The sequence below is a fragment of the Brytella acorum genome (assembly GCF_029309905.1).
GTDB classification, from domain to species: Bacteria; Pseudomonadota; Alphaproteobacteria; order Acetobacterales; family Acetobacteraceae; genus Brytella; species Brytella acorum.
Genome location: NZ_JARBJP010000005.1, coordinates 1 through 19,985, shown reverse-complemented (window position 1 = coordinate 19,985; position 19,985 = coordinate 1). Strand labels below are relative to the sequence as shown.

23 protein-coding genes and 1 tRNA gene are annotated in these 19,985 nt (G+C 64.0%); 13 read left to right on the top strand and 11 right to left on the bottom strand.

Annotated features, from left to right (window positions below; genetic code table 11):
* Positions 1 to 14: 14 nt before the first annotated feature.
* Positions 15 to 1,472 (bottom strand): NAD(P)-dependent oxidoreductase, encoded by a 1,458-nt coding sequence (locus tag PWM43_RS09680; protein ID WP_289842304.1) that lies wholly within the window; start codon positions 1,470 to 1,472, stop codon positions 15 to 17.
* Positions 1,473 to 1,682: 210 nt separating this feature from the next.
* Positions 1,683 to 2,609 carry a complex I NDUFA9 subunit family protein gene (locus tag PWM43_RS09675; RefSeq protein WP_289842303.1) on the bottom strand — a complete coding sequence of 309 codons (927 nt, stop codon included), beginning with the start codon at positions 2,607 to 2,609 and terminating at the stop codon, positions 1,683 to 1,685.
* A 175-nt stretch (positions 2,610 to 2,784) separates the two neighbouring features.
* Here PWM43_RS09675 and PWM43_RS09670 point away from each other — a divergent pair.
* From PWM43_RS09670 to PWM43_RS09630, 9 genes are all read left to right on the top strand, one after another.
* A tRNA-Leu gene (locus PWM43_RS09670) sits at positions 2,785 to 2,871 on the top strand.
* A 63-nt stretch (positions 2,872 to 2,934) separates the two neighbouring features.
* Positions 2,935 to 3,597: a ribonuclease D gene (locus PWM43_RS09665; RefSeq protein WP_289842302.1), complete on the top strand. Its 663-nt coding sequence runs from the start codon at positions 2,935 to 2,937 to the stop codon at positions 3,595 to 3,597.
* Positions 3,598 to 3,707: 110 nt separating this feature from the next.
* On the top strand, positions 3,708 to 4,739 hold the full coding sequence (locus PWM43_RS09660) for a KpsF/GutQ family sugar-phosphate isomerase (RefSeq protein WP_289842301.1): 1,032 nt from the start codon (positions 3,708 to 3,710) through the stop codon (positions 4,737 to 4,739).
* A complete protein-coding gene (gene lptC, locus PWM43_RS09655; RefSeq protein WP_289842300.1) occupies positions 4,736 to 5,524 on the top strand; it encodes an LPS export ABC transporter periplasmic protein LptC in 789 nt (262 codons plus the stop codon). Before PWM43_RS09660 ends, lptC begins: the two co-directional genes overlap by 4 nt.
* Complete coding sequence (locus PWM43_RS09650; protein ID WP_289842299.1) at positions 5,521 to 6,522, top strand: LptA/OstA family protein; 1,002 nt, start codon at positions 5,521 to 5,523, stop codon at positions 6,520 to 6,522. The genes lptC and PWM43_RS09650 overlap by 4 nt, the downstream gene beginning before the upstream one ends.
* Positions 6,519 to 7,292 carry an LPS export ABC transporter ATP-binding protein gene (gene lptB / locus PWM43_RS09645; RefSeq protein ID WP_289842298.1) on the top strand — a complete coding sequence of 258 codons (774 nt, stop codon included), beginning with the start codon at positions 6,519 to 6,521 and terminating at the stop codon, positions 7,290 to 7,292. The genes PWM43_RS09650 and lptB overlap by 4 nt, the downstream gene beginning before the upstream one ends.
* A 7-nt stretch (positions 7,293 to 7,299) precedes the next feature.
* The gene (rpoN, locus tag PWM43_RS09640) at positions 7,300 to 8,751 is read left to right on the top strand and encodes an RNA polymerase factor sigma-54 (RefSeq protein WP_289842297.1); all 1,452 of its coding nucleotides are present in this window, start codon (positions 7,300 to 7,302) and stop codon (positions 8,749 to 8,751) included.
* Positions 8,752 to 8,867: 116 nt separating this feature from the next.
* Positions 8,868 to 9,821 carry a hypothetical protein gene (locus PWM43_RS09635; RefSeq protein ID WP_289842296.1) on the top strand — a complete coding sequence of 318 codons (954 nt, stop codon included), beginning with the start codon at positions 8,868 to 8,870 and terminating at the stop codon, positions 9,819 to 9,821.
* Positions 9,822 to 9,892: 71 nt separating this feature from the next.
* A complete protein-coding gene (locus tag PWM43_RS09630; protein WP_289842295.1) occupies positions 9,893 to 10,861 on the top strand; it encodes a hypothetical protein in 969 nt (322 codons plus the stop codon).
* A gap of 52 nt (positions 10,862 to 10,913) precedes the next feature.
* Here PWM43_RS09630 and PWM43_RS09625 read toward each other — a convergent pair whose 3' ends face one another.
* From PWM43_RS09625 to PWM43_RS09610, 4 genes are all read right to left on the bottom strand, one after another.
* Positions 10,914 to 11,258, bottom strand: a complete 345-nt coding sequence (locus tag PWM43_RS09625; protein ID WP_289842294.1) for a RidA family protein — start codon at positions 11,256 to 11,258, stop codon at positions 10,914 to 10,916.
* Positions 11,259 to 11,260: 2 nt separating this feature from the next.
* Positions 11,261 to 11,515 carry a DUF1150 family protein gene (locus PWM43_RS09620; protein WP_289842293.1) on the bottom strand — a complete coding sequence of 85 codons (255 nt, stop codon included), beginning with the start codon at positions 11,513 to 11,515 and terminating at the stop codon, positions 11,261 to 11,263.
* 104 nt (positions 11,516 to 11,619) lie between these two features.
* Complete coding sequence (locus tag PWM43_RS09615; protein WP_289842292.1) at positions 11,620 to 12,126, bottom strand: Hsp20 family protein; 507 nt, start codon at positions 12,124 to 12,126, stop codon at positions 11,620 to 11,622.
* 33 nt (positions 12,127 to 12,159) lie between these two features.
* Positions 12,160 to 12,309, bottom strand: coding sequence for a hypothetical protein (locus PWM43_RS09610; RefSeq protein WP_289842291.1), 150 nt, complete (start codon positions 12,307 to 12,309; stop codon positions 12,160 to 12,162).
* 64 nt (positions 12,310 to 12,373) lie between these two features.
* Between PWM43_RS09610 and PWM43_RS09605 the strand changes: the two genes are divergently transcribed.
* Entirely contained in the window at positions 12,374 to 13,021 is a 648-nt protein-coding gene (locus PWM43_RS09605; protein ID WP_289842290.1) for a CPBP family intramembrane glutamic endopeptidase, read from the top strand.
* 28 nt (positions 13,022 to 13,049) lie between these two features.
* Here the strand turns inward: PWM43_RS09605 and PWM43_RS09600 are convergent, their stop codons facing one another.
* Positions 13,050 to 13,556: a hypothetical protein gene (locus tag PWM43_RS09600; RefSeq protein WP_289842289.1), complete on the bottom strand. Its 507-nt coding sequence runs from the start codon at positions 13,554 to 13,556 to the stop codon at positions 13,050 to 13,052.
* Positions 13,549 to 14,373 (bottom strand): sulfotransferase family protein, encoded by an 825-nt coding sequence (locus tag PWM43_RS09595; protein WP_289842288.1) that lies wholly within the window; start codon positions 14,371 to 14,373, stop codon positions 13,549 to 13,551. The genes PWM43_RS09600 and PWM43_RS09595 overlap by 8 nt, the downstream gene beginning before the upstream one ends.
* A gap of 355 nt (positions 14,374 to 14,728) precedes the next feature.
* On the opposite strand from PWM43_RS09595, the gene def reads away from it, so the two are divergent.
* The 3 genes from def (at position 14,729) to truA (ending at position 17,080) form a co-directional block, all read left to right on the top strand.
* On the top strand, positions 14,729 to 15,277 hold the full coding sequence (gene def, locus PWM43_RS09590) for a peptide deformylase (protein ID WP_289842287.1): 549 nt from the start codon (positions 14,729 to 14,731) through the stop codon (positions 15,275 to 15,277).
* Positions 15,278 to 15,297: 20 nt separating this feature from the next.
* Positions 15,298 to 16,209, top strand: coding sequence for a methionyl-tRNA formyltransferase (gene fmt, locus PWM43_RS09585; protein WP_289842286.1), 912 nt, complete (start codon positions 15,298 to 15,300; stop codon positions 16,207 to 16,209).
* 88 nt (positions 16,210 to 16,297) lie between these two features.
* The gene (gene truA, locus PWM43_RS09580; protein WP_289842458.1) at positions 16,298 to 17,080 is read left to right on the top strand and encodes a tRNA pseudouridine(38-40) synthase TruA; all 783 of its coding nucleotides are present in this window, start codon (positions 16,298 to 16,300) and stop codon (positions 17,078 to 17,080) included.
* Positions 17,081 to 17,122: 42 nt separating this feature from the next.
* Here truA and PWM43_RS09575 read toward each other — a convergent pair whose 3' ends face one another.
* Genes PWM43_RS09575 through dapD form a run of 3 tightly spaced genes read right to left on the bottom strand, consistent with a single transcriptional unit; the run spans position 17,123 to position 19,735 of the window.
* Positions 17,123 to 17,749 carry a hypothetical protein gene (locus PWM43_RS09575; protein ID WP_289842285.1) on the bottom strand — a complete coding sequence of 209 codons (627 nt, stop codon included), beginning with the start codon at positions 17,747 to 17,749 and terminating at the stop codon, positions 17,123 to 17,125.
* Positions 17,749 to 18,894: a succinyl-diaminopimelate desuccinylase gene (gene dapE, locus PWM43_RS09570; protein WP_289842284.1), complete on the bottom strand. Its 1,146-nt coding sequence runs from the start codon at positions 18,892 to 18,894 to the stop codon at positions 17,749 to 17,751. The genes PWM43_RS09575 and dapE overlap by 1 nt, the downstream gene beginning before the upstream one ends.
* A 10-nt stretch (positions 18,895 to 18,904) precedes the next feature.
* Complete coding sequence (dapD, locus tag PWM43_RS09565) at positions 18,905 to 19,735, bottom strand: 2,3,4,5-tetrahydropyridine-2,6-dicarboxylate N-succinyltransferase (protein WP_289842283.1); 831 nt, start codon at positions 19,733 to 19,735, stop codon at positions 18,905 to 18,907.
* Between the last annotated feature and the right edge of the window lie 250 nt (positions 19,736 to 19,985).

Below are 19,985 nucleotides of genomic sequence, written 5' to 3'. Positions count from 1 at the left end.
GTCGGTCATCGCGCTCACTCCGCCGCTTCGAGAGCCTGACCCGCGCGGTCGGACCCGGCATGGACAGACAGATAATCATGGATTTCATCGGCCGCGTCGCGTCCGTCACGGATGGCCCATACGACCAGGGACGCCCCGCGCACGATATCGCCGCCCGCGAACACGCCGGGCAGGCTGGTGGCGAAATGCCCTGGCTCAACCTTCAGCGTGCCCCAGCGCGTCACGGCCAGATCAGGCGCGTTCCACATTTCGGGAAGCGGTTCAGGCTCGAAACCAAGCGCCTGCACGACCAGATCCGCGTCCAGCGTGAAGTGGCTCTCCGGCATGACTTCGACCGACTGGCGCCCCGTGGCGTCCGGCAGGCTGAGACGCATGCGATGCGCGCGCACGGCCCGCACCCCGCCATCGCCCAGAAAGGCCTCGGGAGCCGCGAGCCACGCGAACGCCACGCCTTCTTCCTCGGCGTTTTTCACTTCCTGCATCGAACCCGGCATATTCGCGTGATCGCGGCGATAGAGGCACGTCACTGACGTCGCGCCCTGACGGATCGAGGTGCGCACGCAATCCATGGCCGTATCGCCGCCGCCGATGACGACGACGCGCTTTCCACGGGCATGCAGCCCCGCGTCCTCGCCCGGATCATCGTCATAGCCGCGCCGGTTCGACGCCGTCAGGAAGTCGAGCGCCTGCACGACGCCCTCCAGCCCCACGCCCGGCACCATGACTTCGCGCGTGCGATAGACGCCGGTCGCGATGAACACGGCGTCATGGCGCGCGCGCAGATCCTCCAGAGGCGTTTCGCCCGCATCCGAACCGATCGGCGTCGAAAGATGGAAAACGATACCCTGCGCCTCGAGCAGACGATGCCGCCGCGCGACGACGGACTTCTCCAGCTTGAAGCTCGGAATGCCGTAGACCATCAACCCGCCGACGCGATCATACCGGTCATAGACATGCACCTGATAGCCCATGGACCGCAGACGTTCGGCAGCCGCCAGCCCGGCGGGGCCCGCACCGACGACGCCCACGCTCTGCGACCGTTCGGACGTCGGCAGGTTGGGAGTCACCCAGCCTTTCTCGAAAGCCGTCTCCGTGATGAATTTTTCCACCGCGCCGATGGTGACGGCCTGGAAGCCCTTCTGAATGACGCAGTTGCCTTCGCACAGACGGTCCTGCGGACAGATGCGGCCACAGACTTCCGGGAAGGTGTTGGTCGCGGCCGAGATGGCATAAGCCTCTTCCAGCCGGTTCTCCGCCGTCAGTTTGAGCCAGTCGGGAATGTTGTTCCCCAGCGGGCAATGCACCGAGCAGAACGGCACGCCGCACTGCGAGCAGCGGCTGGCCTGCTGCTCGGCGCGCTCGACCGCGAAGGCGCGATAGATCTCGCCGAAATCCTCGCGGCGCTCGCTGGCCGGACGCTTGTCCGGCTGTGCCTGCGGCAAGGATACGAATTGCAGCATACGCTCGGCCACCGTGCGCACTCCCCGATCTGACCGCGCCCTCGGACAGGGCGCCATGAACACGTCCGACACATGGCTCGTTGCCGGATGCATGTGAGCTAGATCAGGGCACGAATGGTTATAAGTCAGCTATACTGACCAATAATGAAGTTTCTTTCTCGCATCCACCACAAAACAACAATTTCATTTCATACTTAAGGTCCGTTTCGGCCATACATATTCTTAACGGCTGGATTTTCGCCTCAGATAGCGCGGTGCGACGGCGGATAGCGACGACGGGCGAATCTCCAGCTCCTGCAACGTCATCGCCCCGGGCGACACGATATTGTCGGTCCGCATCATATTGAGCTGGTCGTTGGTCAGCAGCTTGCCCGGAAGGCGTTCGAGAACCGTCGCCTGCAGGCGCGCCAGCGGCATCGGAAGATCGAACAGGCGTCTCTGGCGACCGGTCTGATCCAGCACGAACCGCATGATCTCGCGCATCGTCAGGATATTCGGCCCGCCCGCCTCGACCGTCCGCGCGCTTTCCTGGGCGCTGTCCGCCAGCCGGGCGATCGCCTCCGCCACATCGCCGACATAGACGGGCTGAAACCGCGTCCCGCCGCTGACAACGGGCAGGATCGGCAGGAATCGCGCCATCATCGCGAACATCGTGAGGAAATGGTCTCCCGGTCCGAAAACGACGGAAGGCCGGATGATCGCGGCGCGCGGCATGGCGCGGCGAACCGCCAGTTCTCCTTCGGCCTTGCTGGTCCCGTAATGCGATTTCGCATTCACATCCGCGCCGATTGCCGAAACATGCACGTAGCGGCTCACGTCATGACGCGCCGCGACATCGGCAACCCGACCCGCGCCCTGCGCATTGATCGCCTGAAACGTCTCGTCCCCCGTTTCCGTCAGGATCGAGACGAGATTCACGACCACCTCCGCGCCATCGATCGCCAGATCCAGCGTCGGCTCGTCCACCAACGACGCATAGACCGGCACGACGTGACCGCTGCGGATATGCTCGGCGAATCGCCGCGAACGCCGCATCCGGTCGGGACGGCGGGAAGCAACACGGACAACGTAGCCGCGACGAACGAGCGCCTCGACCACATGGCGACCGATGAAGCCTGCCCCTCCCACGATGGTTGCCACGCGATCCATAGGCCGTTCCTTTCTCGACGCGTCGCCCTTTCGCCAGCACATAACGCGCCCACGGCGATTGCGACGGAATTTTTAAGAGCGGGTGTTGACGCCACCCTTTCGCGAAGCTAAACGCCTCAACACCATCCTGGATGCACCGGCTTCGTGCCGTTCCGTGCTTCAGGAAAGCCTCTGAGCCCAGATGGCGGAATTGGTAGACGCGCAGGTTTCAGGTATCTGTGTCCGCAAGGACGTGGAAGTTCGAGTCTTCTTCTGGGCACCAGGCACAACGGAAAGCCGGCGAGAAATCGTCGGCTTCCGTGCTTTCAGCATAAAGAACTCCGCCATGATCCGATCCAGCGCCGCGATTCATCTTCATGACGGCGACCTGCCCGACGATCTCGATCTCGGCCCGCTGGTGGCGATCGACACCGAGACGATGGGTCTCAATCCGCATCGCGACCGTCTCTGTCTCGTGCAGCTTTCCTCAGGGAACGGCGAGGCTCATCTGGTGCAGATCCGTCCGGAAGCCCGGACCGGCATATCCGGCGGCGTGACCTGCCGCCCGTGCCCCAATCTCCGCGCGCTGCTGGAAGATCGGGCCGTGACGAAGCTGATGCATTTCGGCCGATTCGACGTGGCCGTTCTGCAACATGCCCTGAAACTCACGGTATCGCCCGTCATCTGCACGAAAATCGCCGCCCGTCTGGTCCGCACGTTTACGGACCGCCACGGTCTGGCGCATCTCTGCCGGGAGCTGCTGGGCGTCGATCTCGCCAAACATCAGCAGACCTCGGACTGGGGGCAGGACACCCTGACTCCCGAGCAACTGGCTTACGCGGCCTCGGACGTCCTGCATCTCCACGCGCTCTGGGCCAAACTCGAAGCCCTGCTGCATCGCGAAGGACGTCGCGATCTCGCGCAGGCGTGCTACAATTTCCTGCCCGCGCGAGCGGAACTCGACCTTCTCGGCTATGAAGACCCGGACATCTTCTCGCACAGAGCCTGACGCCCGGACATTTCTCGGTCGGTCTTCGTCCGTTAGCGACGCTCGCCCTGAAAATTGCCGCAATGAGGGGGCAATTGACCACAAAGGCAGAAACGGGGAAGACAGCGCGGATGACAGTATTAACAGCCTCCCGTCCGAGCCGTAGCGCGCCCGAAAGATCGCACCGGCCGCCGGTCAAGAGTGCGCTTGCGACACTGGCTACGGAGAAGGACGGTCTGGCGCAGCTCGCCCGGGCTCTCGCGGACCCCACAGCGCTGGGCGGCGCGTTCACGCGCGCCACCGACCTCCTTCTGGCGTGCGCCGGTCGCGTCGTGCTTGCGGGCATCGGCAAGTCCGGCCACGTCGCGCGCAAGATCCAGTCCACCCTCGCCTCCACCGGCACGCGCAGCATCTTCGTCCATCCGGCGGAAGCCGCGCATGGCGATCTCGGCATGATCGCTCCGCAGGACGTGCTGATCGTCCTCTCCCAATCCGGTGAAACGCTGGAGCTGGCCTCGATCCTGACCTATGCCGCGCGTCACGACCTGCCGGTCATCGGCGTTACCGCAGCACCCGAATCCGCCCTCGCGCGCGCCAGTCGCATACCGCTGGTTCTGCCGCGCGCGCCGGAAGCCTGTCCCATGGGTCTGGCTCCCACCACCAGCACGCTGATGCAGATGGCGCTCGGCGATGCGCTCGCCATCGCCCTGCTCGAAGCCCGCGGCTTCACGCCCAGCGAATTCGGCGCCTATCATCCCGGCGGCCACCTCGGCGCCATGCTGCGCCCTGTCAGCGCGCTGATGCATACGGGCGCGGCCATGCCTCTGGGAGGCCCCGACATGCCGCTGGCCGCGGTCATCATGGAAATGACGCGCAAGACGTTCGGCTGCATGGGTGTGGTGGACGGAGACGGCGCGCTGATCGGGCTCATTACGGATGGCGATCTGCGTCCCGCGTTGAGCCAGGATCTCGCCGCGACGCGCGCCGACGCCGTCATGAACCATCAGCCCATCACCGTCGGGGCCGACATTCTGGTTCAGGACGCGCTCCGCATGATGAGCGCCCGCACCAAACCGATCCTGAGCGTTTTCGTGCTCGACCACGACGGCAGGCCAGTCGGTATCGTTCACCTGCACGATCTGCTGCGCGCGGGGTCCATATGAGCGAAGGCCGCGAGACAGGGAGCAAAGGCGCGGACGACAGGAGACCTCAACGCGACGATTTCGCCCACAGCCCAAACCGACTCCAGATGCTCCGGGAAGCCATGGGGCGCGATCCCTCCCGCAATCGCCACATTCCCACCCCCGCCGATCTGGCCCGTCGCCGCTCCTTTCTCGGGGCAGCCAAATGGGCGCTCCCAACACTGGCACTTCTGCTTCTGGGATCCATCGCCGTCTGGCCGGAGCTTTCCCGCCTCGTGAACGAGAATCGTGCCGCCATGCGTGAAATGGCGAAGATGAAAGTCGAGAGCGGCAACATGGAAGGCGCCATCTATCGCGGTCTGGACGAGCATGGACGCCCCTATATGATCACGGCCCGCCTGACCCACCAGACGGGACCGGACCGGGTGGAACTGACCGATCCCGAAGCGGATATTTTCATGGATGGCGGCTGGGCCGACGTCCGCGCGGAACACGGCGTCTACATGCAGCACGAACAGACGCTGAACCTGCGCGACCATGTGGTGCTCTATCGCGATGACGGCACGCTCATGAACGGCGTCACATCCGATATCGACCTCAAGCAGAGCGTTCTGGCCTCGGACGACTGGGTGCATGCGGAAGGTCCGTTTGGCGTTCTCGACGCACAGGGCTATTTTATCGACCAGCACGCCGGGCTGCTGCAATTCACGGGACCGCAACGGGTGATACGTAACGACGACCAGTCCGCCATGCCGCCGCAATCCGCCGATGCGGCGGCGACTCCTGACACGGCCTCCAGACCATGAAACGCCACCTCGTCCCGCTGGCACTCGCCATCATCCTCGCCCCTGTCGCGGCCACCGCGCAGACGGCTGTCGAGCCATTGCCTGAAACCAGCACTTCGGCCCCGACGTCCCAGGCCCCTGACCAGTCCCATGGCGATCAGGTTTTCCTAAGTTCGTCTGGCCCGCAGACCTATGACCGCAATGCCCAGACCGTCACGATGGTCGATCGCGCACGGGCAGTCCGGGGTGACACGACCGTGGACGCCGACCAGCTCATCGGCTTCCTGCGCAAACGCGCGCCCGCTCCGGGCGCGCCGCCTGAAGACAAAAACGCCGAAAAGAAGAGCAGCGAAGATTCGACGATGGGCGGCAGCATGGAGCTGTACCGCATCGAGGCGGTCGGGCATGTCCATATCTTCACCCAGACCGATCAGGCATGGGGCGACAAGGCGCTTTATGACATGGACCAGGGCGTCCTGGTCATGACGGGCAAGGCCCTGAAGGTCACGACCCCCCAGCAGGTCATGACCGCGCGCGACGTCATGGAATATCACTCCAAGGAACACATGTCCGTCGGGCGCGGCGACGCGACCGTCACGACGAATGACGGCAAGCGCGTGCGCGCCGACGTGCTCGTGGCCTTCAGCGTCCCCGCCGATGACAGCAAGCCGACCGCGAAGTCGGTCACCACCCCCGGCGCGGCTCCGGCGGCCAGCGGGAACGGTCCTCTGGGCGGCAATTCGAAGCTGGATCGCGCTTATGGATGGGGCCATGTGGTCATGCGCACGACCAATGAAACGGCGACGGGCGATCGGGGCGTCTATGTGTTCGCAACGGAAATCGCCCGGCTCATCGGCCATGTTCACGTGACCAGCGGCCAGAACCAGAACAATGGCGCCTCCGCCATCGTAAACATGAAAACAGGCATTTCCATCATGAACCCGAGCGCGGGGCAGAGGATCGAAGGCCTAGTCATTCCCAACGAAGCCAGCAGCAGCAAACCGGGCGGCAGCAAGTGAGCGACAGCGACACGGCCATCACACGCGACGCGGCATCGTCTTCCATTCAGGCGGGCCTCGTCGCGCACGGGATCGGCAAGACCTACAAGAAACGCCCCGTGGTGCAGAACGTCTCCCTTCAGGTTCAGCGTGGCGAAGCCGTGGGCCTGCTCGGCCCCAACGGCGCGGGGAAGACGACGAGCTTCTACATGATCGTCGGCTTGGTGCAGCCCGATACAGGCGCCATTACGCTGGATGGCGCGGATATCACGCAACTGCCGATGTATCGCCGCGCCCGTCTGGGCATCGGCTATCTTCCGCAGGAAGCCAGCATCTTCCGCGGCCTCAACGTCGAACAGAACATTCTCGCGGCGCTGGAAGTCGTCGAGCCGGACTTCGCACGGCGAGAGGCCATGCTGGACGGTCTTCTGGCGGAATTCGGCATCACCCATCTGCGGCGCTCGCCCTCTCTCGCGCTTTCGGGCGGCGAGCGCCGCCGACTCGAAATCGCCCGCGCGCTGGCCAGCCAGCCGAACTACATCCTGCTCGACGAGCCGCTGGCGGGAATCGACCCGATCGCGGTCGGGGAAATCCGCGACCTCGTCTCGCATCTGAAGGATCGGGGAATCGGCGTGCTGATCACCGACCATAACGTCCGCGAGACGCTCGAAGTCATTGACCGCGCCTATATCATGCACAGTGGACAGGTGCTGATGGAAGGTACCCCCGAGGAGATCGTCGCCAACGAGGACGTGCGACGCGTCTATCTCGGAGAGAACTTCTCCCTCTAGCCCGCCCATGATGCTGCCCGGCCTCCAGCTTCGGCAGACCAGCGGCCTTGCGATGACACCGCGCATGCAGCAGGGCATCGCCCTCCTGCAACGCAGCAATCAGGAAGCGCTGGAATGGCTTCTGCAGGAAGCCGAGACCAACCCGCTCGTCGAGATCGAACCCGCCGAACAGGCGGCCGGGGAAGGCAGCGAACCGTCCGACGCGACGCATGGCATCGACGACGCATTCCAGAGCGCCGGGGACGCGGACCACACGAGAGACGACGACCGGGACAACAACTGGCTCCTTGACGCGCCCCGCGACACGCTCACGCATGACGAGGATCGCGGCGGCATCATTCCCGATGACGAGGACAGCCCTTTCGAACAGGCCGCGGTCTCGTCGCTCCGGGACAGGCTGGCTGAGCAGCTGCGCCAGGCGGCCCTTTCCGACGAAGACCTCATCATCGGCATTTCACTGATCGGTCTTCTGGATGAGATCGGGCGCATCCCCGACGGGATCGAGGACATCGCGGAAACCCTGAATGTCCCGATCGCGCGGATCGAAACCGTCCGAACGCTCATGATGGGATTTGCCCCGGTCGGCTGCTTCGCCCGGGACCTGAGGGAATGCCTCGCGGCCCAGCTTCGGGCGAAAAACCGCTTCGATCCGGCGATGGACGCCCTGCTTCGCCATCTTCCCCTCATCGGAAGCGGCGAACTCGTACGTCTGCGTCGCCTCTGCGGCGTGGATGAAGAGGATTTCGCCGACATGCTGGGCGAAATCCGGGCGCTCGATCCCAAGCCCGGCTTCGATCCCCGGAACGCGGGACAGCCCGCCATCCCCGATGTCCTCGTCGTGCGACATCCGGACGGCTTCGGCGTCGAGCTCAATGCCGAGACCCTCCCGCGCGTGAGAATCGACCACATGCTGGCCCGTCGCCTGGATGGCGGAGACCCGGCGGCGCGCCAGTATGGCAAAGAGCGCATCGCGCACGCCAACTGGCTGTCCACCGCGCTGGAGCAACGGTCGCGCTCGATCCTCCTCGTCGCGCGCGAGGTCGTGATGCGCCAGCAGGGCTTCCTCGAACATGGCATCGGCGCCCTGTGCCCGCTGACCCTGCGCGACGTCGCCAGCGTGACCAGGCTCCATGAAAGCACCGTCAGCCGGATCACGGCCACGCGCTTTATCGGAACACCGCGCGGGGTTCTTCCGCTCCGCGCGTTCTTCTCGACCGCGCTTCCCAGCGAGACAGGGGACGCCCATAGCGCCGAGTCGATCCGCCAGCGCATCCGGGACATGATCGCCGCGGAAACATTGGCTGACATCCTTTCCGACGATGCGATCACGGCAAAACTCCAGGATGGCGGCATCGAGATCATGCGACGGACGGTGGCGAAATATCGTGAAGGCCTGGGCATCGCGAACTCCGCCCAGAGACGGCGACATCTGAGGCTCCGCCAGACCGCGCGCGACTGACGCCGATCGGCCAATCGTATTCATGCGACGCAATTCCCTGTTGCATTCCATCAATGCAACTGATAATCGTTCGCATTATTGGAAGCCGACCGCGTTGCAGGCAAGGAGCCGCGTCCATGATCACCGGGCACGAGGACACCATCAGCTGGCATCTCACCCATTCACGCCTCGATCATCAGGCGTCTTATGGGAATGCTCATGAAAACTGGCGCGCGCGCCTCGATACCCTCATCGAGCGGTTGCGCGGAGTTCTGGCTCTGGACGCGGCACGAACGGATTGCGAAGACATCATCGCCTTGCGCGACGAACTCGCCTTCCATCTCGTCAAAACCGCGCACTGGTGGGGCGTGGATCTTTTTCCGCAGGTGCTTCTGGGCCTTTCCCGGGAGACGCTGACCGCCTATGCCCGACATCATGCAGGTCGCAGCGATACTGACGAGACCTTCCTCGATCTGCTGACGGAACCCGGCCGCACGATTGCCGGAATTACGCCTTCCGCTCTCGTGCTCACCCGTGATGACACGACACGACATCCCATCCTCATCGGTCTGGACGAAAGACGGAGCTTTCGCTTCGGTTGGATCGCGCCCGAAGGTATGCCGCTCTGGGGCAGCCAGCCCCACGCGGACTTCCTCTCGGCATGGATCGCCGCCCGCGTCGTCGCAAGTCACTGGGACATAGCGGGAAAAGACCGGCCGGAATGGCGTTTCGCACGCGAGGAACACAATCTCGCAACGATCTGGCACCGTCGTCATTTCGCATCCTACGGCGACGCCGAACTCGTGCAGGCCTACTCCCGGGCCCAGACCCAACGGGCCGCCTGTCGTTCGGCCATCGGCATGGTCGAAATGGAGCGGATCGCCGATGACCTAGCATTTCGCATCGCGCGCCGCGCATCCGAAAGCGGCACGACGATCCGGACCCTGCTTCTCACGCTTGGCACACTGCCCTGCGTCGGCCGCCTCAGCGCCAGCATTGCGACACGCGCCCGCGAACATGTCCTGACCGGCAAAGACCCCGCGCGACGTCCGGCTCTCGAGCACATGCTCGATTCCCTCGTGACCGACTGATCATCCCCCTCAACGCCCCGGCTCACAACGCCCCAGGCCAACAAAGCCCGACACCGGAAAGGAGACGCCCGATGAATACGATCCTCCAGCATGCCGAGTGGCATCTCGCACATTCCCAGCCGGCTCAGCTGGTCGATTATTTCAATCCCTGCACGCCGTTCGCGCGACAGATCAATCTCATGACCAGTCGTTTCCGGGCCGTCGAGGATCTGTGCGACGCGCCCTCCTCCCATCAGGCTCTCTCCGACCTGCGCGACGCTTTGGCTTTCCACCTGGTCCGCATGTCGTTCTGGTGGGACTTCGCATTCTGTCCCCGCGGCGCCACCGGCGTCAGCAATCCGAACTTCCTGAGCTACGTGAAGCGCCATGTCGCGCGGTCCTATGACGACGAGGCTTTTTTCGACCTGTTCACGTGGCAGCGTCACATGCACGCGGGCGACGAAGATCAGATTCTCATCGTCGGACGTGATCCCGGAAGCCCGAAGCACATGCCGATCTATTATGGCATCGACGGTGCCCGGCGCTTCCGTTTCTCACTGCCGGGAGAAGCGCACGAGCCGCACTGGGCCTGCGTCGGGTATCGGGATTTCGCCGCCGCGTGGCTTGCCGCCTGGACATGCCATTGTCCCCACACGTCGGACGGCGATTCACTGGACATGCATCTGCGCGCCGAACGGGAGCACCATCTGGCCCGGATCTGGCACCAGCGTCACTTCTGCAAGCCCTGCAAAGCCACGGTCGTACCCGCCTATATCGAAGCCTGCGCCCAGGCTTCGACCTGCCGCACGCCTTTCGGCTGCATGGAATTCACGCACATCACGGGTCATCTCGCCCATGAGGTCATGGACATCGCATCCGACACGCAGAGCGATCTCGTGGGCATGTTCGACGACGCGGGCGCGCGCAGCATCGCCGCCGATGCGATCGCCGTCGTCAGGCTGCATGCCAACGCCTACCGGACGGAATGCCTCGACCCCGTGCGCGTACCCTGCGCGGCCGGAAAGCGGCGGATGGGACTGGCGGGCTTCCGCCCGCACTGACGATCGAGCGCATCGGAGACGGCCCCACCTGCCAGCTTGACCGGAGGCGGGTTCAGCACGCCGCGATCGCGGTGATCTCGACTTTCCAGTCCGGATTGACCAGCTTCGCTTCGACCGTCGCCCGGGCAGGCTTGTGGCGCTTGTCGAGCCACGCATCCCACGCCCGGTTCATGGCGGCACTTTCGGTGATGTCGGTCAGGAAGATCTGCACGGAGAGCAGCTTCGTCTTGTCGGTTCCCGCCTCGGCCAGCAGCGCGTCGATCTGTCGCAGGATGTCCGCCGTCTGCCCTTCGGTGTCGAGCGTGGTGTCATCCGCCACCTGACCGGCCAGGTAGAGCACGCCGCCATGATGAACCGCGCCACTCAGCCGCTCTTCTTCAGCATATCGTCTGGTCATGGTCAGTGCACCGATGCCGGAATCATTTCATGGTCGAGAATGGCTTCCACGGCACTCGCCCGATCACCGGCAAGCGCCATGGGCGTGCCATCCGCCGCATGGATGGCGAAGGCGTCCTCGCCCTCATGTTCGACCGCCTTCACATAGGCGAGCTGCGTCATGCCAAGATCACGCAGTTCACGCCCGCTGATCCGCCGCGGATCGCATGGCCGCACGGCACGGGGCCGATTGGCGTCCTCGTAAGAAAAACTGCTCATATCCTGTGTCCTTCCTTCCGCACCCCGTCGAGTTCAAGGGCGCAAGGATGCTTGAGATTTTCCGTCAGCCAGACCGAATGATGTATCGACGGGAAACCCCGACATCAGTCGATGTCGATATCACGCACGGCGCGCGGCCGACGGGGCTTGGGAACGTCCAGATGGGTGCCAAGCGGGGCGGTCATGCCCTCGTCGTCCCGTCGTCCCTGCGAAATCGTGATGTGCTTGACGCGCACTTCGGGCTGCGGACGGTGCAGATCGATATGCAGAAGCCCGTTATCGAGCCACGCCCCCCCGACCTCGATACCTTCGGCCAGCACGAACGCCTTCTGAAACTGCCTTGCGGCGATTCCCCGATGCAGGAAAACCCGCCCCTGCGTATCATCCGTCTGCCGTCCCCGGATCACGAGCTGATTGTCTTCCTGCGTGATCTGCAGATCATCCATGACGAAACCGGCCACAGCCAGGGTGATCCGCAGGGTCGTCTGACTGACCTGCTCGATATTATAGGGCGGATAACCGTCCGACGCCGTTTTCGCCGCGCGTTCCAGCATCTGCTCCAGATGATCGAAGCCCAGGAACATGGGTGATGTAAAAAGTCGGCCAGACACCAGAGAAGCCTCCTCCATGAGCGAGACGAAATGTCACGCGGCCCGAAGGACGGCACCACGCTCCATGGATAACAATATGGCGAGCTGCCCGTCATGTGCAACCCGACCCCAACCGGAGCCACCGGACAGGTCGCGACCGGACTGTCCATGATCGAACCCGCCGTGATAGGAACGAAGCCGCATCGTCGCTCGCCTGTCGATGGCGCCGCGGAACGGTTCGCGCGAGGGCTCCCCATGATCGCATCCCATGACACCAGCTTCTGACATCAGCCTCGCGACGCGCGGACGGCTGCTCGTCGAGTTTCTCGTCCTGTTCGGTGGCGGACCGCTTCTTCTCCTGTTTCTACGACGTCCGGGCGTGCTGTTCGCGGTATTGTGGATCAGCGCCGCGCTCGCGGGGTTCGCTGTCCGACGCACGTTGCCGATCCCGCACGACCCGGGACAGGAGCTGCGACGGCTGCTCCTGCGATTCGCCGTCCTCGGCCCTCTGATCGCCGCCGCCACATGGTGGTTCCTGCCGGACGCCTTCCTGAGCCTCCCGCGACAGAAACCGTGGTTCTGGCTCCTGATCATGGTGCTCTATCCCCTGCTCTCAGTCTGGCCGCAGGAAATGCTCTATCGGGCGTTTCTGTTCGCGCGCTACGAGCCTGTTTTTCGCGCCCGCACCGGAACCGTTATCGCCAGCGCCGTCGCTTTCGGCTTCGCGCATATCCTGTTCCTGAACTGGATCGCGATCGCCATGACACTGGTCGGCGGTTTCCTTTTCGCCACCGATTATGCGCGACACCGCTCCCTGCGGCTCACATGCCTCGAACATAGTCTTTACGGTTGCCTGATTTTCACGGTCGGGCTGGGGCGTTTCTTTTATACCGGCGCGGCGTGGCACCACCCCTGAACTGCCATCGTCGGCATGGATCACGCGCTCACCAGTGAATACGAATCCCGGCGGTGATGGCTGCCGACCCGCCGGGCGCACCCTGAACCGTGTTGCGCTGCCCTCCGAAGAAGCTGGCGGTGAGATCCATGCCCGGCACGCCCTTCAGGGGATAGGCGAAGATCGTCGTCACGCCTTTTTCCTCCCGCAGTGGAGAGCCCTGACTTCGTTCCACGACGACAGGGCCGATCCGCGACAGAGCGGAGAGATCCAGAGGTTGCCAGTCCGGCTTCGGCATCACCGGCGCCTGGGCTTCGTTCTGATATCGCAACACGGAAACGGAACCGGGCCATGAGCTGCGGGCACTGGCGTCGGGCCCGGTACCGGGTGTGGCGGAAGAAGGCCGCGTCACCGGATGCGGTGGCATGAAATATGACGGCGGTCCGGCATAGGCGGTGGACGTCATGCTCACCCAGCACGCAACCACCAAGGCGAGGGGAAGGGCGAGGCGATCGCCCCGCCACACGAGATCGGCAAAATTCGGGGATTCAGGCAATGATCCGCGCTCCCTGACCCGTCGCCTGCGGCTTGCGCCAGAACATGCCGCCCTGAAGACGACTGATGACGTCCGGCGGCAGGATGCAGTTGCGTGACTGAAGCGTCACGACGGGCCGAACCGTATGTAATCCGGGCGTTCCAAGCGCGCGATCGAATGAGGCCGCATCCGGATTGACGACGTTCATGGGGTCGTAAGCGCAAGGCGGCAGGCCGAGACACCGCGTCAGCGAGGCGAGCACGGATAGCGGGTCCGTCGCGAGCTTCTGATAGTCCACGAGCACCAGCCGATGGGCGAACGGGCCGTGGAAAGCCTCCGTCAGGACGCGCCATGCGTATCCGAACACACCCTCGCGGGAGAGGAGATACTCCAGCCGGTCGTGCTGCGTACCCCGCTGACCGATCGGCACGAGGCGCGACGACAGGATGGGATCCCGCACGATCAGGCGTTCAAGCGAGTCCACGATCCACACGGGATCGCGCACGCAGCATATGACTTTCGCCGCCGGATAAAGACGCTCGATCAGGGCCAGCCGCGTGCACCACTCCCGACTGGTATCAAGCACGATTCCCCCACGCTCCGGCCCGTAATAGGTTTCGAGAACGCCGCGCAGCAACGCCTCACGCTGGCCGTCAGTAAAATCCGTCGCATGCTCGCCCTCCGCCATCATGGAGGACAGACGAATCATCATGGGCGCCACCGGGGAGGTCCGACCGTGAGCCGTGATGGCCTGATTCTGCGAGAGCAGGGCTGCGAGAAGCGTCGAACCCGCTCTCGGCAGACCGGAGATGAAATGAACGGAGGGAGCGACGGGCATGAAGAATGGCAAACCTTACGGGATCTGGTGATAAACCTCCCTAGCGAAGGCCATATTTACGTTGCAATCTGTTGCCTGCCTGTTCTTTATGCGTCTTTTATGCAACAGTTTATATATAAAGTGAGCGTTTCCGGCGTTTTTAAACGAAAATTTCCTTGCGTTTCTGTTTTCCGATGTTTTTTGAACTTTTATGTCCCGATATTGCGAGACATCCGATCCACCCGGCTGATAACGAGAAACGCACCCGCTGCCGCGAAACCTTGACCTCGTCGGGATGAACCGAGGTCGCGGGCTACGGACAAATTCCCGCCTCAACCACTGGTCATGCGCCGACCCGGGCGCTACATCGCAACGCATGAACGCCTTCGCTTTTCTTGACGGGATCGATGCCGTCGAGCCGACGCCCATTCTGATCGCCCCCCAGCCGGTGCTGCGCAAAGTGGCGCGTGTCGTGCGCCCTGAAGACATGCCCGAGCTGCGCGCCGCTCTTCCGGGGATGTTTTCGGCGATGTACAAGGCCCCCGGTATCGGTCTCGCCGCGCCACAGGTCGGGCTGAGCATGCGCTTCGCCATCGTGGACGTGGCCGAAGGGGAAGATCGCGCCCCGTTCGTCATGATCAACCCCGAGGTCATCGAAGAAAGCGAGGATGAGAGCATCCGCGAGGAAGGCTGTTTGTCATTGCCGAACCAATATGCGGACGTCATGCGCCCGGCGGCGATCCGCATGCGATACACGACGCTCGAGGGCACGACCGAGGAGCGGGAGATGGACGATCTCCTGGCGACATGCGTGCAGCACGAGATCGATCATCTCGACGGCATCCTGTTCGTCGATCATATCTCGGCGATCAAGCGCAACATGATCATGCGCCGCCTTGCGAAAGAGCAGAAAGCCCGGCGCTGAACGCCCGGAGGGAGCTTCCCATGCGTCTGATCTTCATGGGCACGCCGGAATTCGCCGTGCCCGCCCTGCACGCCCTGCGGGACGCCGGGCACGATATCATCGCGGTTTACACCCAGCCGCCCCGCCCCGCCGGGCGCGGCAAGGCCCTGCGGCGTTCGCCGGTTCACGAAGCCGCGGCGGCACTTGGCATCGCGGTACGCACGCCGGAAAAGGTGCGTCGCGACCCGACGGAGCATGCGGCTTTCGCCGCACTGGACGCCGATGCCGCCATCGTGGTGGCGTACGGCTTGATCCTGCCGGTCGAAATGCTCGAAGCACCCCGTCTGGGTTGCCTGAACGTGCATGCCAGCCTCCTGCCGCGCTGGCGGGGCGCGTCGCCCATTCAGTCCGCCATTCTCGCCGGCGACGAGCGCAGCGGCGTTTCCATCATGCAGATGGATGAAGGTCTCGATACGGGCGCGGTGCTTGCCGAGGCCGCGACGGACCTTGCCGCCACCGAAACCGCGAGCACGCTGCATGGCCGCCTGAGTGTGCTCGGAGCCAAACTGCTCGTCGAGACGCTGGCGCATCCGCTTCATGCGCGTCCCCAGCCCGCAGGCGGCGTCACCTATGCCGAACGACTGACACGGGAATCCGGCCGCATCGACTGGACGCGCCCGGCCACGGAGATCGATCGCCAGATCCGCGGTCTGACGCCCTGGCCCGGTGCCTTCACGACGTTGAAGGGCGAAGTGCTCAAGATCGGGAGCGCCACCCCTGTCGACGGAGCTGGCGGCGAGCCGGGCGAACTTCTGGATGATGGCCTGACCGTGCGATGCGGCGAGGGCGCGCTGCGCCTGACACGCCTCCAGCGCCCTGGTCGCGCGATGATGGACGCCGATGCCTTCCTGCGCGGGCAGACCGTCGGGCGGAATGAGCGCCTTGGAACCTGACGTCGACCCGAACTCCGTCCAGCCGGATCTCCCGCCTCGGGATTCGCCGCCCGGGAATCTGTCGCCCAGGGACCTGTCGTCCAAGGACATGCCGCCGGAAGGTTACGTCCGCTGGGCACTGAAAATCGAATATGACGGCACGGGTCTCGTCGGCTGGCAGCGCCAGATCAACGGGCTTTCCGTACAGCAGGTGCTCGAGGAAGCCGCCTCGCGGATGGTCAGCGGCCGCCCGGTCGCGACAGCGACGGCGGGACGCACCGATGCGGGTGTCCATGCCGCCGGAATGGTGGTGCAACTCGACGTTCCCGAAGAAACGCGCTTCGCCCCCCATCACGTCCGCGACGGGTTGAGCTATCATCTCAAGCCCCATCGCGTGGCCGTCATCGCCGCGGCACCCGCAGCACCCGGCTGGCATGCGCGGTTCTCCGCGATCTGGCGCTCCTACCGCTACACGATCCTCAACCGCCCCACGCGCCCGGTTCTGAACCCCGAACACGTCTGGCATATCCGAAGACCGCTCGATATCGCGGCGATGCGCGCCGGTGCGGCGCTCCTCGTCGGACATCATGATTTTTCGTCATTCCGCGCGGTGTCGTGTCAGGCCAACAGCCCGATCCGCACCCTCGATTGTCTCGATATCCAGCGTCAGGGCGAATATGTAACCATCGACGCCCGGGCGCGCTCCTTCCTGCATCATCAGGTCCGCAATCTCGCCGGTTCGCTGCAACTGGTCGGCTGCGGACAATGGACGCCCGAGCGTCTTGGCGCGGCGCTCGCCGCGCGCGATCGCAGCAAGGCAGGGCCGACCGCCCCGCCTGAGGGACTCTGCCTGACCGGCGTCGGCTACCCGACCGACCCGTTCGCATCCTGAACGCCGCGCGCCTGTCAGTTTGCGACTGTCGGCTTGCGCCCATCAGTTTCCAAATAGCGGCGTGGAAAAATCGGTCCAGAAATTATAGTACGGCGGCAGCAGGGCGGCTGTGACATCCATAACAATCCCGGCGCCGTAGATCGCCGAGACGAGCAGAACAGCCCGCCCGCGTGACAGAGCCAGGGCTACGCGCGCCACGAACCAGGTCAGCCACAGTTCGTAGACGAAAAAGACGAGGTTCGTGCCGATAGCGCCGCCCCTCGTGTCGATGATCGACGACGGCAGGGTGAAATGCAGCAGGGGCGTCACGAAAACCTGCAACAGGAACGGCAGCCACATGGTCCACATCGCGGCAACGGCATAACGCATCCACAGTCGCTCGCGCGCCCAGTGGGCCGCAAATGCGTGGGCAATGACAAGTTGCGCAAGAATACATGTGAAATTCAGCAATATGGCCGTGAAACCGACCGATGCCCCGTCACTGAGCGCGAACACGGATCCGACTACGAAGAACACCGCGAGCCAGGGCGCAAAGGCCGCGCCGAAAGCGTCCACATCTCCGCCGAAGAGAGAGAGCCCGCGCGGATCGCCACGCGTGAGCCGCCATGTCCCGTAAATCACGGCCATGATCGGCCCGCGCGGTTTCGGAGTTTCGGTTCTGCCACTCATCACAGACCGAACGCTTCCATGAAGCGTCCATAGACCCGCCGCAACGTCTCCAGATCGGCGAGTGCGACATACTCGTCAGCCTTGTGCATCGTGGCTCCCACAGGTCCAAACTCCGCAACCGGGCAATAGGAGGCGATGAATCGGGCGTCGGACGTCCCCCCCCCGGTATCGAGCTTCGGAGAACGCCCCGTCTCATCGCGCACGGCATCGGCCAGCAGACTGACCACGCCGCCTGGCGCCGTACGGAACGCCTCGCCACTGATATGCGTCTCGACTTCAGCGTCGGGCGCGTAGCGTTCAGCCACCGTTCTGATCCATGCGGCAAGATCATGACCCTGATGGATATCGTTGAAACGGATGTTGAGGCGAATCACGGCTTCGGCCGGGATGACGTTGGTCGTCGGGTTGCCGACGTCGATGCTGGTGATCTGAAGCGAGGATGGCTCGAACGTCTCGTTGCCCCGGTCGAGCACATGGGTCTGAAGAGCGTGCGCCAGGGAGACCGCGCGATGGACCGGGTTGTCGGCACGATGCGGATAGGCGACATGGCCCTGCACGCCGCGCACCGTGATCACGGCACTGATCGAGCCACGACGGCCGATCTTGATGACCTCGCCCATCGCCTGCGGATTGGTCGGCTCGCCCACCAGGCAGAAATCAGGGACATGACCATTCTCGACCATCCAGGGGAGGACGTCCTTCGTGCCATGACGGCCAGGCCCCTCCTCGTCACCCGTGATCAGGAGGCTGATCGAACCCTTCAATCCGCCACGGGCCACGATATCCGCCACGGCCGCGACGAAGGCCGCGATACCGCCCTTCATGTCGGCGGCGCCGCGTCCGTATATCCGACCGTCCACGATCTCGCCGTCGAACGGTGCATGCGTCCAGCCCGCTCCGGGAGGGACGACATCCGTATGTCCCGCGAAACAGAGATGAGGCCCGCGCGTGCCGAGACGCGCAAAGAGATTAGGCGTCTGCTTCCCTTCAGGACCGAAATCGAGGCGTGTGATGGCAAAGCCAAGCCTGAGCAACGCGCCCGCCACGACACCCAGCGCACCGTCATCAGCGGGTGTCACGGAGGCACGGCGCAGCAGCGCCTGTGCAAATCCGGCGGTGTCGAAGCCGGAGCGGTCCAGCGTCATGATCTGGCGCTCAGTCGCGCAGCAGCTCGTTGATCGACGTCTTGGAGCGCGTACGCTCGTCCACACGCTTGACGATCACGGCGCAAGCCAGATGCGGTGCTTCCGGCGTCCGGCCGGGCAACGTTCCGGGAACCACGACGGAATAGGCGGGCACGCGCCCCATGAAGATCTCTCCCGTCGCACGGTCGACGATCTTCGTCGACGCCCCGATGAACACGCCCATGGACAGCACCGAACCGCGCTCGACGATCACGCCTTCGGCCACTTCCGAGCGTGCGCCGATGAAGCAGTCATCCTCGATGATGACCGGCGCCGCCTGAAGGGGCTCCAGCACGCCTCCGATCCCGGCGCCGCCACTGATATGCACGTTCCTGCCGATCTGGGCACAGGACCCCACGGTCGCCCATGTGTCGATCATCGCACCCTTGTCGACGCGGGCGCCCACATTGACGAAGCACGGCATCAGCACGACGCCCGGCGCGATGAACGCGGAATGACGGACCACGGCGCCCGGCACGGCACGAAACCCGGCCTCGGCGAAACGGAACTGGTCCCAGCCATCGAATTTCAGAGGCACCTTGTCGAAACCCGGCGTTCCGGCACAGGCGCGTTCGACGACGCGGCTCTCATTGAGACGGAAAGACAGAAGCACGGCCTTTTTCAGCCAGTCATGGACGATCCAGCCGTTGCTACCAGGCTCGGCGACGCGCAGCGTACCGGCGTCGAGAAGCGCCAGGGCGTGTTCCACGGCCTCGCGCTCCGGCCCTTCGGTGCGGGGGCCGAGCGCATCCCGGTTTTCCCAATGGGCTTCGATGGACTCACGAAGGGCGGAAAACGGCATGGATCATCCCTGGACAGCGGCACTCATCGGGGCGGACCATGCGCAAGGACGTGGTGGGAAGTCAACGCATCATGAACAGATGGTGCCGCGTTCGGCGCAGATTTCTTCCGATCGGCACGAAGTGAAGCCTGAAATTAACCATAGTGCCGGAAATTCTTGCTAGAGCACGTCCACTTTATTCCGGCTCATATCCAGCGGCTGTAAAGAAGTTGGCGCATTCGTCAGGAGTGAAAGCATCCAGGACTGATCC